Origin of the sequence: Nodosilinea sp. LEGE 07298, from assembly GCF_015207265.1 — a bacterium.
Lineage (GTDB): Bacteria > Cyanobacteriota > Cyanobacteriia > Phormidesmidales > Phormidesmidaceae > Nodosilinea.
The window spans coordinates 1-4,120 of sequence record NZ_JADEXE010000441.1; the positions used below are offsets into that span (position 1 = coordinate 1).

Below are 4,120 nucleotides of genomic sequence, written 5' to 3' on the forward strand. Positions count from 1 at the left end.
CGGCGGCGGTGGCGGGGTGCCTGCTGGCTACCTGCCGGGGGTGGGGCCGTGGGCCTATCGCTGCAGCTGCCCCGACTATGGCTTTAGTGAGTCGCGCTACCAGGTGGCCACCGCCCCAAGCCATCGCCGCGATCGCAGCTGGAACCAAACCCGACCCCTCAGCCCCTGCAAACATATCGTTAGCTCGGCTAAGGCCGTGGGCGACAACAAGACTGTTTTGGACTGGACCCGGCAATTTAGGGGCGATTCGACCGGGCGCGAGTTTAATGAGTCTCCCTATATTCGCAACGATTACACCCTTCGCAACCTGGATCGCCAGATGTATGCGGAGCAGCGTAAGGCAGTGGCCGCTACTCGGCGGGCCTTGGCCACCGATCGCAGGGCTGAGCGGGCGCAGCGGGGGGCGCGTTACCTTAGCGATCGCCTGGGCCGAATTAACCGGATGAACAGCGACGGCACAACCACGAGCAGCACATTTATGGGCCGCTTTGGTGAGTCGCTGCACATTGCTAACTCGCCTGCCCTGGAGCGAATTAGGCGAGATACCACGATGACCTATGACCAAGCAAACCGGATGAATTACACCGTGCCCAAGCTTGCGCCTCGTCAGCCCCTGGTGTCTCCTACGGCTGAGCAGATGGCGACTGACCCTAGATTTTGGTCATTGGGTGACGTTGGCTATCAGATTGGGTATGAAATTCAGAGTATCGTTAGGCCAAACTACAACAGAACGTCAGCAGAGCTTTACGTGGGGGGCAGTGGCCCGGTTTTGGGCAGTAGCCGTAACAACCGCTCGATTCGGATACCTAACCCCGACACGACCCCCGGTGCTCAGGACTCTGTTCTTATTCCTGGTACTCGGGCAAACTCTAGACGTTATGGCGTTAGCCTCCGGTAACTATGCCTTTCGCTACTGCGACCCCTCAAAAAATTGGCAAATATTTGGGCTTTCCGGCCTCGAACTCTAGCCAGCAGACGATCGCTGCTGCCCTGGCTACTGTCGATGCGATGAGTGATGCCAACTATAAAGCCGGTGCGATCGCCACCATTGAAACCTACCTAACCAGCCTGGACACCCTGGCGGCGGCTATCTTGGCAGAAGCACAAGTAGACGGGTCTACCCTGCTGCCTGAGCTAAGGCGAGAATACCGCAGGCACTGTGCCCTAGTCGCCATTGCCACGGCCTTAGACATCTACGCTGATACCGCAGGCGCAACCCAGGTTTAACCATGGCTATGACCCCCGACGAAATTGAATCTATCCGCCGCTTTTTGGGTTACCCGGCTGGGCCTGACTACCGGCAAATTCTTAGCGGTCGCTGTGCTGAAATGCTCGACGCTGCCGCCGAGGGCACCATACGCGCACACCTGCGCCAGCTCGACCGGCTGCAAACGCAGATGACCACGACTGTACCGTTTGCTGCTCAGACCTTTAACAGCGGGGGCAGTGGCACCCAACAGTATGCCGTCGGCGAACGGATGGGCAGCCTTCACCGTGAGGCTAACCAGTACATAGACGAAATCGCCGCCACGATTCGCCTGGGGGTGCATCGGCGCATCTATGGTCAGCAGTGGGGCAGCGGCTCTACAATGCGTGGCTAGTCGATGACGTTTGCAACTCCTATTTCTGGGCCGCTCTACCGGGCGGCTTTTTTGCGAAACTCTCCAGCGCGACCCTAAAAAACGGGTGGCGCTGGCACAGATCTTCGCTGTGGCCGTTAACCCTGGGCGCTGCCCCACGTTACAAAAGCGCTCTACTTCGTTGCGGCGGGTATTCTTGAGACTGGTCTAGCGAGTCTCACCTTTGCCAGAACTGATCAGCTACCAATGCAAAGCCTACCGAGAGCAGCTGCCGATCTGGCAGTTACTTGAAGCGGTTTACATGGGCGATCGCGCCTGGGTGGAGACAAAGCCCGATGGCACCCTGAAACCTCGCGCCAACGCAAAGCGTTTCCTGCCGCAGCTGCCGGGGGAAGAATCTGCCGAGTATGAACTGAGGCTGAGCCAGAGCCATTTCAGCGATAAATTTGCCCAAACCTGCCGCGATTTTTTGGGTCTGGTCTTTAACAACGGTGTGCGCCTGGTCGATGTGCCCAGGCCGATGCAGAAGCATTGGGAGAACTTGAGCGGCACAGGTCAACCGGGCGATCGCCTCTGTGCTGATATTGGGGTGGCGGCTCTACGCCTGGGCCATACCTTTTCGTTTGTGGACTACCCCGAGGCCGACACCAGCATTTTGAGCTTGGCCGATGCTCTGGGGGCGGGCCGTGCGCCCTACTGGCAGAGCATTAACCCGCTCCAGGTGATTAACTGGCGTTACCGGCGGATGGCGGGCCGGGATGTGCTGGCCATGGCGGTGATTCGCTATGACCAGACCCTACCGAATGGCGACTATGGCGAATCTGAAGAAACCTTTTACCTACGGCTGACCCCTGGCCGCTTCGATACCTTTGTGATCAGGCGGGGCACCGATGGCGCTAATCGCCAGTATCATCTAGCCGATCGCTCGGGGGTGATGGGCCGTAGGGTGCGGGGTAGCCTGCAGCCGTTTGACCATATCCCGCTGGTGCCTCTCTATGGCGGCGATCGCGTCGGCTTCTTTCGCAGCAATCCGACTCTCTTGAGCTTGGCCAAACTAAACCTGGTCCACTACCAGGTGACCAGCGACCACCGCCAGAAAATGCACTACTGCGCTTTCCCTACGCCCGTTAGGACTGGTGGCCAGGGTGAGAGCTTGATACTGGGGCCTCGCCGGATTGTCGATGTACCCTTGGGCGGCGGCTTTGGCTGGAGTGAGCCAAACTCTCAAAGCCTCGCTATGTCGAGGATTGAGGTTAAGGACATCGAGAAAGAGATGGACTTTTTGGGGGCTGATTACCTCGTCAAGCCTGCCGATAGGCAAGCTGCCGCCACGACGATGATCAGCGCCAAAAAGATTGAGTCTGAGCTGTTTCTGTTTGCCTCTGACCTGGCGCAGGGGTTAACCGACTGCCTGCGGGCGCACGCCCTTTGGTTGGGCCTGCCCTCGGGCGGGCGCTGTGAGCTACAGACGAAATTCTTTGAGGGGCTGAGCAATGACCCCCAGCTACTGCTGGCCTTTGCTCGACTCAAAGAGCTGGAGATTTTGGATCGTGATGAGGTCCGAAACCTGGCTAAGGCAACCAAGTTTTTCCCTGATACATCCCCCATAGGAGACACGACCGATGGACTTTAAGAAAGCACTCGCTGACCTGTCTAAGGCTCTGCCCGATGAACAGCAACAGGCGATCGCGGCCCAGCTCGATGCTCTGGGTCAGGCACTAGAGCCTTACGCTGGCCTGGACCCGCAGGCTGCCCGTGATGCGATCGCCGCGCAGGCGACCCGCGTTGCCAGTGATCAGCAAACCCAGGCGATCGCTGCCGAGCGAGACACCTTTAGGCAACAGCTAGCCGATACCCAGACCGAAGCACTCAACGCCAAGAAAGAAGTACAGGCCGTGCGCGGGCTGGTGGCTGCCGGGGTGCGGCCTGAGTATGAAGAGCTGCTGCTCCCGCGTGTGCTGAATGGGTTGGAAGTGAATGACGATGGCGCGATCGCTGTACCCGAGGGTATGTGGGACAGCCTGAAGACGTCTTACCCGGCTATGTTCCACGCCGACGACGCAGCGGGCACGGGCACCACGACCGGGGAAACGTCTACTACAGCCCCCGCTGCTGTGCCAGTTACCAACGGCATTATCTCAGGTGCTGACCCTGGGGCCGTTCTGGCGGGTGGTGTCTCGGTGCAGTAGCACCTCAACCCTCAACCCTCAACCCTCAACCCTCAACCCTCAACCCTCAACCCTCAACCCTCAACCCTCAACCCTCAACCCTCAACCCTCAACCTTCAACCCTCAACCTTCAACCCTCAACCTTCAACCTTTAACCTTTAACCTTTCTAACCCTGTAGGTGACTCAATGGCTCTCGAAGATCTGTATGGCAAAATCCTGGCGATGGGTGTCCAGGAAATTCGGAAACAAACCAGCCTGCCCGCCCTGGTCAACCATGAAACGACTGGCGATCGCAGCCAGGGCGCAGGTAGAGGCGGCATGACTGAGGTGATCGTACCTCCTGAGTTTTTGGTGCGTGATGTGGTCCCGGC

6 protein-coding genes are annotated in these 4,120 nt (G+C 58.7%); all 6 read left to right on the forward strand.

The genetic code is table 11. From position 1 onward, the window contains the following. Window positions 1-898 (forward strand): hypothetical protein (locus tag IQ273_RS31235; protein ID WP_194026982.1); only part of this gene is annotated, 898 nt, incomplete at its 5' end. Window positions 899-900: 2 nt separating this feature from the next. Continuing rightward, window positions 901-1,227: a hypothetical protein gene (locus tag IQ273_RS31240; RefSeq protein WP_194026983.1), complete on the forward strand. Its 327-nt coding sequence runs from the start codon at window positions 901-903 to the stop codon at window positions 1,225-1,227. 2 nt (window positions 1,228-1,229) lie between these two features. Continuing rightward, window positions 1,230-1,601, forward strand: a complete 372-nt coding sequence (locus IQ273_RS31245) for a hypothetical protein (protein ID WP_194026984.1) — start codon at window positions 1,230-1,232, stop codon at window positions 1,599-1,601. A 202-nt stretch (window positions 1,602-1,803) separates the two neighbouring features. Then, on the forward strand, window positions 1,804-3,213 hold the full coding sequence (locus IQ273_RS31250) for a DUF4055 domain-containing protein (protein ID WP_194026985.1): 1,410 nt from the start codon (window positions 1,804-1,806) through the stop codon (window positions 3,211-3,213). Further along, a complete protein-coding gene (locus IQ273_RS31255; RefSeq protein ID WP_194026986.1) occupies window positions 3,203-3,769 on the forward strand; it encodes a hypothetical protein in 567 nt (188 codons plus the stop codon). Before IQ273_RS31250 ends, IQ273_RS31255 begins: the two co-directional genes overlap by 11 nt. A 166-nt stretch (window positions 3,770-3,935) precedes the next feature. Continuing rightward, the coding region (locus IQ273_RS34195; RefSeq protein ID WP_228054246.1) for a hypothetical protein at window positions 3,936-4,120 on the forward strand (185 nt) is incomplete at its 3' end.